This is a genomic window from Paenibacillus sp. FSL R5-0713, assembly GCF_037973325.1.
In the GTDB taxonomy this organism is placed as follows: domain Bacteria; phylum Bacillota; class Bacilli; order Paenibacillales; family Paenibacillaceae; genus Paenibacillus.
The window spans coordinates 401,949-420,581 of record NZ_CP150229.1 but is presented as its reverse complement, the minus strand read 5'-3'; the positions used below and the strand labels follow the sequence as shown (position 1 = coordinate 420,581).

Below are 18,633 nucleotides of genomic sequence, written 5' to 3'. Positions count from 1 at the left end.
CTTTTACACCAACATGGGCAGATGCTTAGCTGCATCATACTCCACCAATGGCTCACCAGCATTCAATTTCTGCACCAGATCAGGGTTGGAGATAAATGGTCTGCCGAACGCAGCCAAATCTACGCTTCCCTTAGCAATCGCGTGCTCTGCGGTCTGAACATCCAGATTCCCCACACCAATAATAATTCCATCCCACTGACTTCGAATCCGCTCGTGAAAGGACTTCTCCCCTTCCCACGCTTTCGCATAATGATCTGTTGCGGGATGCAAGATCGTAATTCCCGTCTCGCGGAACAACTTCAGGTATGCATCGATCATTCCAGCTTTGTCCGCCCATGCATAGGATGCATCATCATCCTTTTTCTCGGAGAATCGTACCGATATGCGATCTACACTGATCTCTTTTTTTACAGCCACAATAATATCTCGAAGGAACCGTAATCTGCCCGCAGTGTCGCCTCCATATTCGTCTGTTCTGTGGTTGGTCTTCTCATTGATAAACTGGTCGATCAGATACCCATGCGCAGCATGCAGCTCGATTCCGTCAAACCCTGCAAGAACCGCATGGCGTGCTGCCGTCTGAAAATGCTGAATCGTATCCGCTATATCCTGTGTACTCATCGCCTGGGGAATCTGATACGGCTTATGCAGCTTATGCACTCTTCCCCTTGCCGCAAGACTGGAAGGTGCCAGTGGAGCGGTTCCGATCAGATCAGAATGGGACAATCTGCCGACATGCCACAGCTGAGCAATAATGGTGCCGCCATGTCTGTGAACAGCATCCGTTACCCTTTTCCAAGACGTCGTCTGTTCATCTGTATATAAGCCGGGAATGCCATAAGTGCCTTTGCCTGCCAGGTTGGGGTTAATGCCCTCAGTGATGATCAGGCCCACGCCATCTCGCGCACGCTGCTCATAATATGCCACCATCTCATCCGTCACGGTCCCCTTATGGTCATCAGCAAATCCCCGGGTCAGTGGAGCCATCACAATTCGGTTCCTTAATTGCCATTGATGAATCGTCACCGGGCTCAATAATGTTGAACGTGTATGCATGTTATCCATGTTATATCCCTACTCTCTTCGTCAGTAAGGATATTGTACGGCTGCTCTGATATATCGTAAAATGATTGTAATATATAGTTGCATCTCTCAGAGAGATACCTACATGAACATCTGCGGAAACAATGTAAGTTAATCACGTTCAGGAGGATACAGTATGGAACTATCCGATATCGATATTGTTCTCGCGGTGGCACGTTCAGGCAAAATCTCACAGGCCGCCAAAGAACTGAATTACGCGCAATCCAATGTCACGACACGCATCAAAAAACTGGAGCAGGAATATCAAATCCAGTTGTTCAACCGATTTCCCAAAGGTGTTGTACTGACCTCCAAAGGAGAACAGTTCGTCCAGTACGCCTCTCGCATTCATAACCTTTTGCACGATCTGAAGCAGGATATGACCGATCCCGGAGAACCTTCTGGCACGCTAAAAATCGGCATTGTGGAAACTGCGGCATCCAGCCGCTTTATGGAGATTCTGAATGAATATCAGATAACCTACCCGGAGGTATCCATCTCACTCGTTAACGCCACTTCACCCAAAGTACTGCGCAAGAAAATACAGGACTATGAGATTGATGGTGCTTTTATCAGCGGGGCTTGTGTGAAGGAAGGTCTGAAAGTGGAATACGAGATGCAGGACACGGTTCATATCATCTCCAAAAAGACAGACGCACCACCCGCAAGCCTGTGCCAAGTATCCTGGGTCGTTTTCCCCGAAGGCTGTCCGTATCGTGAAATGACCGAAGAATTCCTGCAGGAAGAAGGGTTGTCCGCACGTAATATCATTGAAGTAAGTACGATGGAAAACCTGCTCAGCTGTGTGGAATCTGGCATTGCTTTTACCATTATGCCGTGCAGCGTTATTCACAAGAAACCGGATGATTTTTCCGTATTTGATCTCGCAGATCGTTATACTCATACCACAACAACCTTTGTCCGCGGTGAGGATCGTTATGTCAGCAGTGCGCTGGATCAATTCATGAAGCTGCTCAATCAGAAGTGCATTACGTTTTGATAGATGCAGACTATACCCCAACACCTCACACGGAAAAATGCCCTTATCATGCATAACTTAGCTGGGGACAGGAGACAGGGGACTGGTTGCAAAAGGGGCTGTCCCAGAAGGAATACCGTCTCGCTCCAAGTGCTAACGAACCTACCACACCTTAAAAGGCGCATCACCAACGGTTGCAAGATTTAACGAACCTCACTAACGCTATTTCGTCATAACAGGGCTTCCAAACCTAAAAAAAACAGTGAATCGACGAAATAGCGTCTCTGTGATTCGTTAGTTCTCAGATCTGGGCAAATGGGAGCGAATAGCGTGTGTCAGGTTCATTAAAACAAAATCAAACTAAATGAGGATGTCCCTCGTCATATTCATGACTTATGGGACATCCTCGTCGTTACTTTTTTCTCTCTAAACCATTCTCAATTAACGCTTACTCCACCTTGAATCTTGCAGCCGATTCGGCCAGTTTTTGCGTCAATTGATCGATTGTATCGACCATGTTCGCCAACTGCTGCACCGTGGAAGACTGCTCCATCATGGTTGCTGTTACCTCTTCAACCGAAGCAGATACCTGCTCCCCTGAAGCCGACAAGCTATGGGCTGATTCCAGTACGTCATCCTTGTTCTGCAACATCTCCTGCATCTGTCCTGCCATCATGGTGATCTGTTGATTAATGACCATTACTTTCTCCAAAATCACATCAAACGCCTGACGAGTCTGCAAAACAAGCTCATCCTGCCTGGACGAGATGGTATGAATTTCGGCAACACTTTGGTTGTTCTCGGCGACATCGGCCAGATTCTGCTCGATAATGCTGGAGATTTCCTTGGACTGGCGGGAACTCTGCTCTGCCAGATTGCGGATCTCCTCGGCCACAACCGCAAATCCTCTGCCATGCTCCCCAGCCCGTGATGCTTCAATTGAAGCATTCAATGCAAGCAGATTGGTCTGCTTCGCGATCTGGCTGATCGCTTCCGTGATCTGACTAATACTGCCCGAACTCGTTTGAAGTTTGACCGTAATCTCCGAGATTTTCTCCACTTCCCGCTCGTTGACCTCATTAATACGCATCAATTCATTGACGACTTCATTCCCGTTGTGGAAAACCGATTCGATCTCATCCGCTCTTGCCTTCACATCCTGCGCACTGCTGTTCATGGCAGCCACTTTATCGCCAAAGCTGTTGAACTTGCCTGCAATCTGCTCGGTATCTTCCGATTGGGCCTCCATCGCCTTGGCAATGCCCATGGACGTTGCCGATGTCTCATCAATGGATCTTGCCGTCTGTTTGGATGTCTCCTCCAATTCCTGAGTGCTGGCCTGGAGCACATGAATCGAATTATTCATATCGGTAATCAGGTTCCTGTTCTGCTCGACCATGCCATTAAAGCTCTCCGCCAGATCCTTGAATTCACTGTTATATCTGCCATTGGCCTTAACGGTGAGATTCCCTTGAGCAAGCTGTTTGAACAGCCCGATCAGACGAATGATAGGTCTCGTAATACTACGAGAAATTAGCAATCCCACGCCAATCGCCAGAGCAACTCCGATCAATGTCACGATAATCATCTGGCGCTGCATATCCTCTAATGGGCGTTTGATATCATCATAATCATCAATAATGACTACGGAGAGATCTGCACCAGGGATCTGATTGATACGATAATAGATATTATCTCGATCCATTGAAGTGATTTTCACTTTGTCGGTGGCTCTGTCTTCCATAAGTTCAGTGGCTTCCTTGTCCCCTTCCAACGTTTGTCCCACAATGGAAGGGTCCAGTGAATCATATATAATGATGCCGCTTCGGCTCAATACTTCAACTCTGCCTTGACCATTGATCTGGATGTCCCCCAGTTGCCCCAGGAAAAAGTTGCTGTCCACCGACATGGCGAACACACCCAGAATATTACCCTCTTCATCCATGACAGGCTCCGAGAATGCAATTATCAGCTTCTTGCTATTCTTCGACACGATGGCATCACTGATGAAGGATTTCCCCTGTATGGACTCCTTGAAATATTCACGGTCTCCTCGTGGCTGTCCAATGACATCCGGCATGGTTCCTGCCACAATGGTTCCTTCCTTGTCAAACACGAACAGATCCGGCTTGGTGCCTATTGTGTCAGATATACTCTCGGTGAGAATTGTATTCGCTCTGTTGAAATATGGATTCTCATCTGTGAAAAAAGTCTCATCTGTCATTTCGTTTGTATCACGCAACTTCAAGAGTTCTTTAAACGTACTATGTACGGACATCGCATGACTCATCTGTTGCTGAAGCTGCATCGCTGTCCAAAGCCCTTCCCCAAGGCGGTCAGCCATTACATTAATCTCATCCTTGCTCTTCCTGACCACAACATCAGATGAAATCATATAACTTGTGGTCGTTGCACCGAGCAGTACCAAAACGACCAATACACTGATCATGATCGGCAGCTTGATTTTAAGCGACACATTTCTAAGCCTGTGCGCTACCCCTTGTCTTTTCCCCATTTTCACTTCTCCCCACTTCCCTGAACCATCTGCATCTAAACGATGTATATACATTATCGGAAAAATGCATAGTGGAATTGATCTATTAGGGAGATATTGCCACTGTTTTTCATTTTTTTATATCTGATAACAACATAAAAAATGGCCTGTTAGAACGACACGATCCATCTTAGAAATGGACGTTGCCGTTATCTAACAGACCGTTTACAGATTTAATAAAGATTCAATACCGTTTACTTGCGCAATCTCCGGGAACTCAGCGCGTGGTGGCCATTCTGCAAAAATGTACTGCGTGTATTCTTCATCTGTTCGATCCGTCGCTCAGCCAGACGATCTGCAGCAACATAGGTAGCGATGCCCTCGGTACGTGAGCTTTCGAATATTTTCTCCAGAGTGGCATAGATCTCTCCGATCTTGCTCCACGCCCGATCCGCATTATAACCATTCAGCTCATCTGCAATGTTAATTACGCCACCTGCATTGATAACATAGTCAGGCGCGTATACGATGCCCATGTCATACAACTGATCCCCATGACGGGTCTCCAGAAGCTGATTGTTGGCGCATCCCGCTACAACCTTCGCCTTGAGCGTCTTAAGCGTATCGTCATTAATCGTGCCGCCCAGTGCACATGGTGCATAGATATCGCAATCCACACTCGTGATATCCGCGGGATCAACAGCTGTTGCGCCGAAGCGATCCACAGCCTGTTTCACCGCGTCTTTATGGATATCCGTAACGATCAGATGTGCACCTTCCTCATACAGATATTTGCACAGATGCATCGCCACATTGCCGACACCTTGAACCGCTATCGTCTTACCCTCCAGCAGATCGGTGCCAAATGCTTCTTTGGCTGCTGCCTTGATCCCTCGATATACACCCCAAGCCGTTGCAGGTGATGGGTTACCGGATGAACCATAACTTGCCGAGATGCCTGTCACATAATCGGTTTCCTGATAGATCAGGTTCATGTCCTCTTCCGTTGTTCCCACATCTTCGGCCGTGATATAACGTCCGTTCAACCCTTGAATATATCGTCCAAACGCACGAAACATCGCTTCGTTTTTGTCACGCCTTGGATCTCCGATAATAACGGTTTTGCCGCCGCCCAGATTCAGGCCGGATACTGCATTCTTGTATGTCATACCACGGGCAAGGCGCAGCGCATCTTCAATGGCTGCTTCTTCCGAAGCGTAAGTCCACATCCGTGTGCCTCCCAACGCAGGGCCGAGTGTTGTGTCGTGTATGGCGATAATTGCTTTTAACCCTGAATTTCGATCCTGGCATAGAACCAGTTCCTCATAATCGTGATGCTCCATTGCTTCAAACCAACTCATGTGCTAACCGTCTCCTCCAACCATTTTTGCGATTCAATCGCATTGTTCTCTATTCATCGACCATCCTCTATTGTACCCATGAATACCCAGTTTGTGCAAAATCACATCGCAATGTTAGAGAAGCATCGATCGATGTTTCTCATATGGCGAGAGCAAAGCTGTCGAATTTCAGATTATAATTTTATCATCTATCAATAGAAAAACCTCTCTCTCTTACAGGAGAAAGGCACACTTCCCTCAACAGCATCATCTTAATCGCCCCAAGTAGGCCACTTGATCGTTCAAATTTAGGATAACGTCTCAACCACATTTATCGGATGCAGATCTCCATCCACCGCGAATGAAGCCTGTCCCGTCTCCTCAGAGACAACCAGTACAACCGCATCCGTCAATTCACTGAGTCCCAGTGCAGCCCGATGTCGAGTGCCTATTTTTCGTTCATGCACTTCCGCTTGCGACAACGGCAGCACATTACCAGCGGATACAATCTGATTGCCACGAATCAATACGGCCCCGTCATGCAATGGTGCACCGGGAATGAACAAGGATTCCAACAGCGCATGTGTCACTCTGGCATCCACGGCCACGCCTGAATGAATGATCGACTCCAACGGAATCTCACGTTCGATCACAATCAACGCCCCATATCTCCGATCAGATAGATGTTGTACGCTCGAAGTTAATTCGGCAAACTTCTCGGTAAAGGGCGACAGATAACAATCCAGATAAAACGAAGAGGCGAGCACCTCAATCTGCTTGATTTCCGCTCGAATCTCTGCAAATTGCCCCAGCAGACAGGCACTGTCATTGTCAAACCGGGATAACGTCAGATTCATCCGTTCTGCTACACGATGGAGATCCGCTTTGAGCTTCTGTCTCATCGAGGAACTGTCACAGTCTGCTTGCCGTTTCATCATACGTCGCCTCCTCCTTTAATTCGATTAATGCCTCGCACACATCCTGAATACCCATACCTTCCCCCCAGGAGCAAGTATATATACAATGACAAGGCGGTAAGAGCTGATCATGGTCGTGAATGCATCTGGCATAACAAGCAAAAAAGAGCCTGTCCGCGAACAAACTTTCACGGTCAGGCCCTATTCGGCATGATGATTTGATGTCTATATCACTTATTGTGCTTTTCCGTATGAACCTGCCTTAAATGTAGTCGGATCATACCATTTGTATCCCGCCGCAGGTGCAGCCCATGGCTCAAGTTGTGGCTCGGTTGATGCAGCCGGAGCTTCCATGGAGAGCAGGCTTGTTGCCGTATCCAATGTCAGACCTGGCACTTGTGCCAGACTGGTATAACTCTCTTTGACCGCCAGCCATTTTACGGTATTCACAAGGAACGTTGCATCGTCCACTTCTTTGAATCCATCATAGGTCTTCTTGGTCGCACCGGTCTCTTCACGCAAATATTTCGGAGTAGCGTCTTCCACAGGTGATGAGTCGCCAATAAATGCAGCTTTGCCCGCACCAACCTTGGCAATGGCGGCATAGGCCCCTTCAGCTCGTCCACCCCCGTTATATACGCCCTGATCGACAGCATTGCCCCACTTGGACACACCACTTGGTACATACACCAAACCTTTGGCCTTGTTAGGGTCGATAATTGCAACGGTGGATCCCGCATGCATGGCTACAGCATTAACACCAGCCGTAATACCGAAGGATTGAGCAGGTGCAACGATATCCGATGCATTTACATCTCCAAGGGCATTGTAGCGGAAACGTACACCAAAATTCGTCGCCAGCCAATCTGAACTCGTCACACTCTGCATCGCTGGTGATTCTGCTTCAGCCGAAGACATGCCTTTGGCCGGATTCAGGAAGGCACCGCGGCGATAGCCGTTGAATACTTCGGAAGAATCCCAGCGGTTTTTGTTACGGTCTGCATTATAGTGGTCGGAGATGAAGAAAACACTTCCTCCGTTCTGCACATACTGCACCAGCGCAGCCTGCTCTGTCGCTTTGAACGGCACGTTGGCTTCGCCAATGACAAAGACGTCGTAATCTTTCAATTTATTATAGGTGATGGCTTGCTCACCGAATGTATACGGAATGCTGCGTTCCAGCTGATTCACGACAAAGCCTGCGTTCCGCAAACCATTGGCAAAATCCGAAAATGCCCCGTCAATAATCCAGTCGGCAGCACCTGCTGTCTGGGCATGGGTATTATCGAACAATACTTTTTTGCCGGTACCATCCGGTAATGTTGTGCCTGGGTTCGGTTCTGGATCAGGGTTCGTTGTTCCGGAGGAAAATGCAATGGACGTTGGGTTTTTGACTCCTGCATAGCTGTTGTAGGCTCCGAGGGTTCCGGTGACAATGATCTTTTTGCCTACAAGATTAGGATTGGTAGCCAGTCCATATTGCGAACGGAAAGAAGCGGGAATCTGCACATCCAATAATCTGGCGTTGGTTCGCTCTGACGCTGAATCGGCAATCAGAACATTAAAATCATTGGCATACGGAGATGTAAACTTTGCGGTAAGTGACCCGGTAGCATGTCCAACAATGATTCCTTCAACCGTCGCTGTTCCTCCACCGCTCTGGGCAGCGATGGCCTGAGATACCGTAAGGGGTGCTGCAGCTTGTACCGGACTTTGCGAACCCGGCCCCAGCAGTGCGGTTGCCATCATGATAAAGACCAGGAATGCCCCGATCCAATGCTGCCATAACGCCTTCTTCATATTCCCTTTCTCCTCCTCCAAATTACCTGATAATGGGTTATCCTCCTTTAATTTAATTGTTCATATGCTGAATTCCTCTATCTTTTTGTAAAATTATTGAAAAAGTTTTGAGATGGCATCCATTTGCCCATACTGATTAGCATTAGAATTCCACTTTCCAAAGGAGTAAAACAATGATGAAGTTGATATTTTTGGTGCTCTTGTTAGTTATCCCGCTAATTATGGCTTATGTTGCTCTTCGTTCCCGAATGGTTACGAGGCTATTTCATATCCTCGCGCTGCTATGCTTCTACAGTGCCGCAACTGTCATCGCTGGTGATGTGTATGCAACGAATGCTCATATGACCACGTTCACCACCGAAATTCATCAATTCCTGATGAATGGCTGGTTCCTGTATCCGTCTGCATATCTCGGTGTGTACATTCCCTATGTGATGTGGAGGAGCCTATTTTCAGAAAAAAGTTAACTTCGTTGCTGACTTGATATTGCATTTTGCCAGCGTTCATTGCATAATGAGTATATAAACGTGATAATGATTATCATTATTGAACTTGTCTCCATGTAACTTTCTACTGCATATGATTTTACGATTTTATAGATAAAGGGGAACGAACATCGAATGAATACAACTCTGCAAAAGGCTGATCTGCAGCTTGACGATTATTTGGATCTTCTGAACCTGGCAACCAATCTGGGTGATACGAGATGGCAAAAGGAAATTATCCGCAAGCTGGCTTATACTTATCCCGCAGTTCAATGTAAACAACCACAATAGCATTCCATATATCATAGATCTACATTATGGCTCATGACCGATTCATTCGTTGAATCTGTTATGGGCTATTTTTTGTTGTACAATGTACAGTAAGTTATTCAAATATGAAGGAAGTGGACAACGATGCAATTGGAGACCGAACGACTCATCATCAGGGATATTCTGGAGACAGACTGGGAAAGTATACATAGCTACACATCCATGACAGAAGTCACTCAGCATACGGCGTGGGGACCGAATACAGAAGAAGATACGCGAGAGTACGTGCAATTTGTGTTGGACATGCAGCAGACACAACCACGAGAAGGTTATGAGCTGGCGATATGTTTGAAAAGTGACGGGACTCTTCTTGGCGGAGTAGGTATTCATGTGATGGAGAAAACCAATGCAGAGATTGGTTACGTCCTTAATCCCACTTACCAAGGGAAAGGTTATGCGACCGAAGCAGCCAGCGCTATACTAGGCTTCGGTTTCAACGAACTCGGCATCCACCGGATTTACGCCAAGTGTCGCCCACACAACACGGCTTCGGAGAATGTTATGAAGAAAATCGGTATGCAGCGTGAGGGGCTATTACGGGAGCACTGGTTCTACAAAGGTTGCTTTCATGACTCGGTGATCTATTCAATACTCTCCAGTGAATATGGCACATGAACAATTTCACGGAAACACAAAAAGCTGACTCCCATATATGGGACGCCAGCTTTTCTTTTTTTTCTCCGTAACGACCCCAATCGCCAGTGGAGGTGAAGCTTCATTTGGAACCAAATCACAATTGTTCCTCTAGGATGCAACCGATGATCTTTCCTTACCTCGGATTCCCCCGGAACGATCTACCTTACAATCGGCACAGCTCTACCGGGCAGCTTGGAAATGTGGGACATCCGCACATGCAGCGCAGGGCTGCCAGATCCCGAATCATCAGTTTGCCGACCATCATATCCAGCGTACCTTGTTCCTTCCATGCCCCAAGCATCCGCGTAACGCTCTCCCGGGTTGCTCCAATCATCTCGGCAAGATCGGTATGGTTCAGCTTCATGTCGAGCACTATACCATCCGGTGTAATCCGGCCATACGAATTGCTGGCACGGATCAGTGTCGAAGCGAGCGCCCCCGCCTTGCCGTAGAGCAGCAGATCACGGAATCTCGACTGGGTGATCCGCTGCGACAATGCCATCCATTGCAAGAATTTCAAGGCAAGGTCGCCATGTTTGCTGAGTATACTTTCCAGATCGCTAAGCGAGATAATGGCCAGTTCCCCTTTTTCCGCCATCTCTGCACTATAGCTATGATTCAATCCACCGATACCGCCGAATTCACCGATGAGATCGCCGCTTTGCTGAATGGATAAAATAATTTCCTTGCCATCCTCCGTCGACTTGGTCATTTTTACTCGTCCCGAACGAATGTAGTACAGATATCCGGCTTCATCGCCTTCGAGAAAGAGACTATACCCCGACTTCACCCGTTTGGGTTGCATTTTTGCTTCAATCAGGTCCCATTGCTCAGATGTAACGAACGAAAGGATTCCGCCTGTTTCTCGTGTCATTTTGCCCGCCTCCGTTTGTTTCTGCGCTGTTCTCTGGGTTGTTCTTTCTACAAATACTGTACCCATAACCTTCGTCCCCCTCGGTGATTCCTTATGTATACATCATATCGCGAAAGTAGCCTCAGGGTTATCGGGGGATTACCTGATCATTGACAAGAAACTCCCTGAATTTGCTGTGAGAAAAGTCACATTTCACCGATATGCCTCATCCTTCGCATTCTTCCAATCCCTTGATGTACCTGCTTCAGGAGCCCTCCACTGCCCAAGTTCAGTAGATTACGGAACGGAAATAGGGGTTTTCCCTGAATTACAATGACCGAGAATGGGTCTACAATAGAACTACCATCGTAATACCCTTACTTTAAGATGATCCTGTTCGAAGGTTAATGATAATAATTACACCGTTATGTACGTTATATTCCGAAAAAAAAGGAAGTGTCCCCTCATGCATGATGAACTGCCATCTGGTATTCAGGAGATGATCGATGGCCTGCGCCTGAGCACATCCAGTGACTTCTGTGGACTTGCCTGTCTGAACGGGACGATGCTACGCTGGAAGGTTACATCTGGGTCCAGTAATGAACGGGTGAAACGCATGGAGATGCGCCCCGGACAAGATCTGGTAGGCACAGCCCTGCGAACTGGACGCACAGCCCGATCTGATGCACAGTCCCCCGGGGAGCATACACCCGGTCGTTGCCCGTTAATGCTTGCTGAGCGACTGGTAAGTGCCATAGCAGTCCCCGTGTTCCAGGAAGGAAGCGTGCCTGGTGCCGTGCTGCTCGTTGGCAGCAGACTGCCTTGCACCTTTTCACCGAACATGGTCCTGCAGACTGAGCAGGTCGCTCTGCGTCTTCAGCCGAAGGTGTTTGGATAGAACGTTTGAAGTAGTGCGAGAAGCGATTCAGAGAATTAACCTCTGAGCCGCTTCTTTTTTTGTTATGATATAGATAGAACTGAGGAAGCGGACAGGGGGAAATCATGTGATTCAACTATTAGTTGTAGACGACCATGTTGTCGTGCGATCCGGGCTGATTGCTTTACTTGAAGGAAAGAATGATATACATATCGTTGGGGATGCCGCAGATGGTGATGAAGCCATTGCCAAAGCTCAAGAGTTAAAACCGGATGTGGTCTTGATGGATTTTAGCATGCCGCCAGGCAAAGACGGTCTGACCGCTACGGCTGAATTGAAGAAATTGATGCCGGATGTCTCCATTCTAATACTGACCATGCATGACGATGAAGAATATCTATTCCGAGCCATCCATGCGGGAGCATCGGGATATATACTCAAAAGTGCGCCGCATGAAGAATTGCTTGCCGCGATTCGTTCCGTAGCAGAGGGTAGCGCCTATCTGTACCCAAGTGCGACCAAACGGCTGATGAGTGAATACCTGGACAAAGCCAAACAGGAAAACGCCGGCCCATATGACACGTTATCCGAGCGGGAGAAAGAGATTTTGTCCTGGATTGCCAAAGGTTATGCCAACAAGGAGATCGCCGAACATCTGATCATCAGTGTCAAAACGGTCGAATCCCACAAAAGCAATCTGATGGAGAAACTTGGCCTGCGTACACGACCGGAACTGGTGAAGTTCGCCATGAAAAAGGGGTTGCTGAACTTTGAGTAGTGCACGCAAGAACAGACTAAGTGGACTCGCAGACCAGCCCGTACGCCTTCTGCTGAACGAAATCGATAATCACATTACCGATAATGAATTTCGCAGCAGGTTGAAGGGCTCCCTGCATCAACTGAGTGATCTGAAGTTTGCTCTGGATGAGTCCTCCATTGTGGCCTTAACAGACCGCAAGGGGAAGATCCAGTATGTGAATGATAAATTCTGTGAGATCTCGCAGTATGAGCGCGAAGAACTCATCGGTAAGGATCATCGAATCATTAATTCCGGATACCATGGCAAAGCCTTTATGAAAAACCTGTGGGACACGATATCCTCAGGCAAGGTATGGAACGGGGAGATTCGCAACCGTGCCAGAGATGGCAGTTACTATTGGGTCAACACCACCATCGTGCCTTTCCTCGATAATGACGGCGAGCCGTATCAATACCTGGCTGTACGTAGCGAGGTCACCAAGCTGAAATCCGTCGAAGGTGAATTGCAGAAGATGATGTCCCAGGTCATGAACATTCAGGAAGAGGAAAGACGCCGGATCTCGCGTGAACTGCATGACGGGATTGGACAGAGTCTCTTCTCTCTGGTGATTCAGATGGACCGATTGCTGGCAGACCAGCCTCACGCCGGAGTTGAAGCACTGCGTAAGCAGGTCACGGGTATTATGGAAGATGTACGCGGGATGGCATGGGAACTGAGACCATCCGTTTTGGATGACCTGGGTGTTGTTCCGGCAATTCGTACGTATATTGAGAATTACACCCGTCACTACGGAATTGAAGTTGATCTGGAATGTAATCTGCGCAAACGGCTGGAGATGAACCGGGAGATCGCCATATACCGGATTATTCAGGAAGCCTTAACCAATGTCGCGAAGTATGCCGATGTTGCCGAGGCACGTGTTACTGTAGAAGACGCCGAGGACATGACGATGGTTATTATTGAGGACCAGGGTGCCGGATTCAGCGAATCAACCGCTGGCAATGGTGTTGGGTTGTTCAGCATGGAAGAGCGTGCCCGTGGTGCAGGTGGAACGTTGAGAGTTTCTTCCGAGCCTGGTGAGGGCACAACTGTTACCCTTTTCCTGCCCAAGACAGCTCAGCGATAACCGGACCTGATTCGTATCGTGCCTGGCGCTACATTCCAACTCTATCTATTTAACCGGCTGCTCGCCCTTAGATTATGCGAGTGGCCTTTTTCTTTCCGATTGGTCAAAATGACAAAATGAAGGCTTAAAATCGGTTAAATTCAATAATCATGATAAATAGATTGACTCCAGTTACGATTCGTCATTAAACTATGAATGCCACATACACATTGTATGTTCAGTAAAATTTCATTGTTCATTTCATATAGCGAAAGAAAAGGATGGTCAACATGTCAGAGAAACGCTCCTCCAAAGGGGGAGAAATTCCGCAAATGTACAATCTGGACGAGATGGATCGCAAAATTATTGCCGCACTTCACAAGAATAGCCGGATATCCTATACGGACTTGGGTACACAGATCGGGTTGTCGCGTGTAGCTGTTCAGGCACGCATTAATGCGTTATCCGAAAAAGGAATCATCGAACGCTTCACCGTGGTGATCAACCCTGGCAAGGTTGGGCTCCAGGTCTCCGCCTTTTTCAATGTCGATGTGGAACCGCCCTTCCTGGATGAAGTTGCGGAGAAACTGGACGAAGAGCCTGCCGTTACCAGCCTTTATCATATGACAGGGCCTAGCACCCTACATATGCATGGTATTTTTGCAGATATGGAAGAGATGGAGCAGTTCTTGCTGGAGAAGCTCTATAAGATGCCAGGTATCGTCAAAGTGGAATCACAGTTATTGTTGAAACGCTATAAAAGCCGGATGGGCATGAGACTCTAGGAGGAAATCAGCATGGGTTGGAAAGATTACAACGGTCTCGTCATCGGAATGGTACGAACCGGAATTCTCGGATACGGCGGCGGTCCTTCGGTTATTCCGTTGATCCGTTACGAAGCCGTTACACGTTACAAATGGGTCAGTGATGAGGAGTTCGGCGAGATTTTGGCTATCGCCAACGCCCTGCCGGGTCCCATCGCGACCAAGATGGCCGCATATCTCGGCTATAAAACCAAAGGTGTACTGGGCGCGATTGTGTCCGTACTCGCTCATATTTTGCCGACAAGCATTGCCATTATTGCTCTGCTCGGTTCCATGTACGCGCTGCGCGAGTCAAAAGTGGTTGCAGGCATGGTAGCCGCTGTTCGACCGGTTATTTTTGTCATGCTGGGCATGATGGCTTATGAATTTGCCATGAAAGCCTGGAAGGGGCTCGGCAAAGTTTTTGCCACCCTATTCGGGGTGATTGCCTTTGTATCGTTACAGCTGCTGAACATCCATCCAGGGATTGTGATCGCGGTTTTCCTTGGATATGGTGTCTTCCATCTGGATCTGGTCCAACGCTTCAAATCCAAAGGCAATTCCGATAAGGGGGTGTCCTAAGGATGCTCCAGACATGGTGGGAATTATTTTGGGGATTTTTCGTAGCAAACATATTGGGATATGGGGGCGGCCCGGCGTCCATTCCGCTAATGCAGGAAGAGATTGTGAACCATTACCATTGGATGACCACAGAGCAATTCGGGGATGTGTTGGCGATTGGTAACGCCCTTCCCGGCCCGATTGCAACCAAAATTGCTGCATTCGTCGGGTATCACGTGGCGGGCTGGTTTGGGGCGTTTATCGCAACTTTTGCCACAATCGTGCCTTCCGCAACCGCATTGATTTTATTACTTCGTCTATTGAACAAACACCGCACGTCACCGAAAGTCAAAGGTATGACTTTACTCGTGCAGCCTGTTATCGCTGTACTCATGATTCTGCTCACATGGGAATTCGGGCAGCTATCCACCGACTCCATCGGCATCTGGCAGACATTAATCATTGCCGGCATCTCGCTCTGGGTCATGACCAAGACCAAGCTGCATCCAGCCATTCTAATCGTGATCGCTTTTGCCTATGGTGCACTGGTGCTGTCCCATACGATGTAGTTATAGAAAACATAGTGGGTAACTTTGCCTAATGGCGAGACTATTTTCATTTTCATTTTCTTAGGAACCGAGGACATCTTATTTACTCTTATAATCCTCTTTTTAAATTGTAAGGAACATCAGACACGTTATATACCAAAATCACTTGAGAAAAGGGCTATACAAGACTGCATTTTCCGATATAGCGTGTCTCAGATTCCTTAGATTTCTGCAAATGCTCCAACTCCTTGAATAAGATGTCTCAGATTCGTTAACGCAGACATCCCCTGTTTCAATCGTACGCGACATGACGATACACTGGATCATGTTGGAATCGATAAAATCCTAGTGAAACGGGAAAAAACTCTGTTCTGGCATGTCCATCTTTTGCGGCATCTCCATCGCTTGCTCGCATATTCGGGAAACACCGCATATGCCCGCACAGGATACATTCAGGGCAGCTTCGGTTTTAAGCCAGGTTAGACATGTTCTAGTTTATAGACAAAAAACGGTGACCCCAGCGATCAAGCCGGGGTCACCGTTTTTTATATTGCGCGTTTCATACTCCCATTAGGAAAAACAATTACTTCGCTTCAACCACTACGGTTACTTTCGTTTTCACACCTGCAAATGTCACCGTAATCGTTGCTTTACCTTTACCGTTCGCCTGAATGACACCATCTTTCACCGATGCTGTTGCAATACGGGAAGATTTCCAGAGAGCCGGTTTGGATACATTAGCTTCACTGCCATCGGCATACGTTGCAGTTGCCGCCACAGTTACCTTTTCACCAGGTTTCATGGTCAACGTTACTTTATCCGTCTGCAAATATTTCAGTGTATCCACATCTACGGCAATTGTGACAGACTTACTGCCGTATTTGGCTGTGATTTTAGCTTTACCTGAACCTGCAGCTTTGACTTTACCTTTAGTCACCTGAGCAACAGTGTACTTATTCGTTTTCCACTCCGCTTTGTCCGTAACATCGCGCTCGCTACCGTCACTCAAGAAAGCAGTTACTGTCAGATCAGCTGTATCGCCTGATTTCAGGGACAGAGCCGGCTCGGAAGCTTCAATACGTGAGATGACATCCACTTCAACCTGGATCGTTACTTTTTTGGAGCCGTATTCTGCTGTGATGTTGGCTTTACCACTGCTGTTACCTGTGATCACGCCTTTTTTCACATCCGCTACACGTGCGTTACTGGATTTCCAGGTTGCTTCGGATGTAACATCCTGCGTGTTGCCGTCCTCATCCGTTCCTGTCAGAAGGATGTTCTGTGTTTCTTTGGCAGACAATACGACGAAGTTCACATCGGCTTCCAGTCCACTAGCCATACCTACTTCAACAGGCATGGTCAGTGTTTTGCCTTCAATCTTCGCTGTGATGGTTGCTTTACCTGTAGCAACACCTGTGATAACCCCTTTGCTATCTACCTCAGCGATTTTGTCGCTGCTGCTGCTCCAGGTTGCATCTTCGGATACATCCTTGGATGTCTCACCGTAAATCGCCAGTACTTTGGCATTGGTCGTTCCACCCACAGCTACTGATGCTTTTTTCTTATCCATTTCATACTTGTCCGGAACGTCAACATTTACTGTAAATTTGGCTGTTTTACCGCCATAAGCTACAGTGATCGTCGCAGTACCGGATTTGTATGCGATCAGCTCGCCATTCGATACATATACAACATCGGCATTGCTTGAAGTCCACGTTGCTTTGGACGTTACCACTTCTGTGCTTCCATCAATATATTCTGCATTGGCTACCAATGTTTTGGACTTGTTATCACCCGTAACACTCATGGCGAGTTTGTCATTTACATCTTTAATATCCAGATATCTTGCCGTATCAACATCTACAGCAACTTCTACAGTTTTGCCACTATAGGTTGCCTTAATCGTTGTTGAACCTGCACTAATGGCTGTAACTTGTCCCTTGAATACCGTAGCAACTTTCTCGTTGCTGGATGTCCAAGTCGCTTGATCCGTTACATTCACATCGCTGCTATTTGGATACGAAGCCGTAAGAACGATATTAGCCGTTTTGGTTGTCTCGTTCAAACGGAAGAAAATGCTTTGATTTACCACACTCAGCTTGCTGGTCAGATCCACATCCACATCAACGGATACGGACTTCGTACCGTATTTGGCTGTAATCTTGGCAGAACCTGCCGAGTATCCTGTAATTTCACCTTTGAGAACGTCTGCAACCTTCTCATTGCTGGACGTCCATTCCGCCAGATCGGTTACATCTTTGGTTGTACCATCCGGATACGTAGCCGTCACTTTTACACTTTCACTTTTGTTCAACAACAGGTTAACCTGCTGTTTATCCACATCTACACGTTTAACCACTTCAACGTTAACATCCACCGTCACGCTTTGGCTGCCAACTTTGGCTGTGATCACAGCTGTACCCGCGCTTTGTCCAGTTACTTTACCATTCACAACGGTAGCAACCTTCTCATCACTGGTAGACCATTCTGCGGTACTTGCTGCTGTATTATTTGTTTCATTATCACTATACGTTGCTGTCAAAATAATTTCTTTCGTGTCTCCCGTACGCAAGTCCAGACTTTGTACGTTCTTCGAGAGGGCTTTGACCTTCTTCGTTACTTTCACTTGAACGGTCTGACTCTGGCCCTGGTACGCTGCGGTAATCGTTGCTGTACCTTCTTTTTTGGCTGTAATTGCGCCATTATATACAGTTGCTATCGAAGTATCACTGGTACTCCAGGATGAACTGATCGTTACGTTTGCCGACGTATTATCAGAATACACACCTGTTACCGTAACGGAACTGGAATCACCAACTTCGAGCGACATCTCATTCTTGGAAACCACAATTTTGGACAGTTCTTTATCTGCCGCAGCGGCCAAGCCTACGTTGGAAATACTCAGCATCAACACCAGCATCATAACCATGTACTTGGTCAATCTTGGCTTTAACATCATTTCCCCCCGATTATCATCATTTTTTTCCTTATGTTTAATGTCGGCAAGTCCTTTCCAGATGTTTAGACTTTCAGGGAATTTTCAGGAAATTCTATGGGAATTA

The 18,633-nt window shown here is 47.4% G+C and carries 17 protein-coding genes; 10 read left to right on the top strand and 7 right to left on the bottom strand.

The window, feature by feature from the left end:
- Positions 1–3: 3 nt before the first annotated feature.
- Complete coding sequence (locus MKZ12_RS02020) at positions 4–1,065, bottom strand: alkene reductase (RefSeq protein WP_339258467.1); 1,062 nt, start codon at positions 1,063–1,065, stop codon at positions 4–6.
- Positions 1,066–1,219: 154 nt separating this feature from the next.
- Between MKZ12_RS02020 and MKZ12_RS02015 the strand changes: the two genes are divergently transcribed.
- Positions 1,220–2,083, top strand: a complete 864-nt coding sequence (locus MKZ12_RS02015) for a LysR family transcriptional regulator (RefSeq protein WP_339258465.1) — start codon at positions 1,220–1,222, stop codon at positions 2,081–2,083.
- Between the two features lie 427 nt (positions 2,084–2,510).
- Here the strand turns inward: MKZ12_RS02015 and MKZ12_RS02010 are convergent, their stop codons facing one another.
- From MKZ12_RS02010 to MKZ12_RS01995, 4 genes are all read right to left on the bottom strand, one after another.
- Complete coding sequence (locus tag MKZ12_RS02010) at positions 2,511–4,577, bottom strand: methyl-accepting chemotaxis protein (protein ID WP_339258464.1); 2,067 nt, start codon at positions 4,575–4,577, stop codon at positions 2,511–2,513.
- A 233-nt stretch (positions 4,578–4,810) separates the two neighbouring features.
- Entirely contained in the window at positions 4,811–5,917 is a 1,107-nt protein-coding gene (locus MKZ12_RS02005) for a Glu/Leu/Phe/Val dehydrogenase (RefSeq protein ID WP_339258462.1), read from the bottom strand.
- Between the two features lie 287 nt (positions 5,918–6,204).
- The gene (cdaS, locus tag MKZ12_RS02000) at positions 6,205–6,834 is read right to left on the bottom strand and encodes a sporulation-specific diadenylate cyclase CdaS (protein ID WP_339258459.1); all 630 of its coding nucleotides are present in this window, start codon (positions 6,832–6,834) and stop codon (positions 6,205–6,207) included.
- Positions 6,835–7,047: 213 nt separating this feature from the next.
- Positions 7,048–8,562, bottom strand: coding sequence for a DUF6359 domain-containing protein (locus tag MKZ12_RS01995; RefSeq protein ID WP_339261281.1), 1,515 nt, complete (start codon positions 8,560–8,562; stop codon positions 7,048–7,050).
- A 224-nt stretch (positions 8,563–8,786) separates the two neighbouring features.
- On the opposite strand from MKZ12_RS01995, the gene MKZ12_RS01990 reads away from it, so the two are divergent.
- The 3 genes from MKZ12_RS01990 (at position 8,787) to MKZ12_RS01980 (ending at position 10,043) form a co-directional block, all read left to right on the top strand.
- Positions 8,787–9,080: a hypothetical protein gene (locus MKZ12_RS01990; RefSeq protein WP_339239191.1), complete on the top strand. Its 294-nt coding sequence runs from the start codon at positions 8,787–8,789 to the stop codon at positions 9,078–9,080.
- Positions 9,081–9,233: 153 nt separating this feature from the next.
- Positions 9,234–9,389 carry a hypothetical protein gene (locus MKZ12_RS01985; protein WP_017691064.1) on the top strand — a complete coding sequence of 52 codons (156 nt, stop codon included), beginning with the start codon at positions 9,234–9,236 and terminating at the stop codon, positions 9,387–9,389.
- A gap of 123 nt (positions 9,390–9,512) precedes the next feature.
- Positions 9,513–10,043 carry a GNAT family protein gene (locus MKZ12_RS01980; protein ID WP_339258458.1) on the top strand — a complete coding sequence of 177 codons (531 nt, stop codon included), beginning with the start codon at positions 9,513–9,515 and terminating at the stop codon, positions 10,041–10,043.
- Between the two features lie 184 nt (positions 10,044–10,227).
- Here MKZ12_RS01980 and MKZ12_RS01975 read toward each other — a convergent pair whose 3' ends face one another.
- Positions 10,228–11,004 carry a Crp/Fnr family transcriptional regulator gene (locus MKZ12_RS01975; protein WP_339258456.1) on the bottom strand — a complete coding sequence of 259 codons (777 nt, stop codon included), beginning with the start codon at positions 11,002–11,004 and terminating at the stop codon, positions 10,228–10,230.
- Between the two features lie 379 nt (positions 11,005–11,383).
- Here MKZ12_RS01975 and MKZ12_RS01970 point away from each other — a divergent pair, with 379 nt between their 5' ends.
- The 6 genes from MKZ12_RS01970 to MKZ12_RS01945 all read left to right on the top strand — a co-directional run bounded on the left by MKZ12_RS01970 (position 11,384) and on the right by MKZ12_RS01945 (position 15,592).
- The gene (locus tag MKZ12_RS01970; RefSeq protein WP_339258454.1) at positions 11,384–11,815 is read left to right on the top strand and encodes a GAF domain-containing protein; all 432 of its coding nucleotides are present in this window, start codon (positions 11,384–11,386) and stop codon (positions 11,813–11,815) included.
- A 106-nt stretch (positions 11,816–11,921) separates the two neighbouring features.
- The gene (locus MKZ12_RS01965) at positions 11,922–12,572 is read left to right on the top strand and encodes a response regulator transcription factor (protein ID WP_017691068.1); all 651 of its coding nucleotides are present in this window, start codon (positions 11,922–11,924) and stop codon (positions 12,570–12,572) included.
- The gene (locus tag MKZ12_RS01960) at positions 12,565–13,680 is read left to right on the top strand and encodes a PAS domain-containing protein (RefSeq protein WP_339258452.1); all 1,116 of its coding nucleotides are present in this window, start codon (positions 12,565–12,567) and stop codon (positions 13,678–13,680) included. Before MKZ12_RS01965 ends, MKZ12_RS01960 begins: the two co-directional genes overlap by 8 nt.
- A 269-nt stretch (positions 13,681–13,949) precedes the next feature.
- Entirely contained in the window at positions 13,950–14,444 is a 495-nt protein-coding gene (locus MKZ12_RS01955) for an Lrp/AsnC family transcriptional regulator (RefSeq protein WP_062837151.1), read from the top strand.
- 12 nt (positions 14,445–14,456) lie between these two features.
- Positions 14,457–15,044, top strand: a complete 588-nt coding sequence (locus MKZ12_RS01950; protein ID WP_339258451.1) for a chromate transporter — start codon at positions 14,457–14,459, stop codon at positions 15,042–15,044.
- Between the two features lie 2 nt (positions 15,045–15,046).
- Positions 15,047–15,592, top strand: a complete 546-nt coding sequence (locus MKZ12_RS01945) for a chromate transporter (RefSeq protein ID WP_339239185.1) — start codon at positions 15,047–15,049, stop codon at positions 15,590–15,592.
- Between the two features lie 562 nt (positions 15,593–16,154).
- On the opposite strand, the gene MKZ12_RS01940 is transcribed toward MKZ12_RS01945, so the two are convergent.
- The gene (locus MKZ12_RS01940) at positions 16,155–18,530 is read right to left on the bottom strand and encodes an Ig-like domain-containing protein (protein WP_339258449.1); all 2,376 of its coding nucleotides are present in this window, start codon (positions 18,528–18,530) and stop codon (positions 16,155–16,157) included.
- Positions 18,531–18,633: the final 103 nt, after the last annotated feature.